Annotated in this window: 1 protein-coding gene; it reads left to right on the top strand. The window is 64.8% G+C overall.

What is annotated here, in order from left to right:
- A partial coding sequence (locus HA630_RS02520) for a FlgK family flagellar hook-associated protein (RefSeq protein ID WP_407061930.1) occupies positions 1 to 685 on the top strand: 685 nt, incomplete at both ends.

Here is a 685-nt window from a genome sequence, read left to right as displayed (position 1 = left end):
TGGCCGACGTGCGCAACCAGCTGGGGCGCCTGGCCTTGTCGATGGTGGAGCTGACCAACCGGCAGCACCAGGCGGGCCTGGACCTCAACGGCGACAAAGGCCAGCCCTTTTTTGGTCCGATCAGCCTCGATACGCGTTTCAACATCACCCCGAGCACGCCCGCTATTTTGAAGATGGAGGTGGACCCCTCCGATCCGGAGGCACCCACCCGATTCCAGGCGTCGGACTATGCCGTGCGATACACCGACACGAACAAGATCGAGATCCGTCGGGTGTCCGATGGCAAGTTCTTCAATCCGGACCCTGACCCGGCAAAGTATGGCTTCACCTCCACCACACCCATCGAGGTGGACCTGACCAGTGGGCCTGTGGATTTCGATGGGCTGCGGCTCACGCAAACCACCTCGGGCAATCCGGGCGACCAAATTCTGTTGTCACCATTCGCCACCGTCGCTTCCCAGGTCAAGGTGGCGCTGACGGCGCCGGCGCAGCTGGCCATCGCCAGCCCGGTGCTGGTGCAGGCCGACCCCGACAACGGCGACGGCCTGCAGGTCGAGGCGCTATACCGCCCGTACAACACCGTGACGGCGCCGGCCTGGGCCAACACCGTCGTCACCTTCGGGGCCAACGGCCAGTACAGCCTGGAAACCAGCGACGGCACCACGACCACCACCAGCGGGCCGTT

The sequence above is a fragment of the Aquabacterium sp. A08 genome (genome assembly GCF_011742065.1).
Note: the sequence above shows the minus strand (reverse complement) of the source record. Positions and strands in the feature narration are given on the sequence as shown.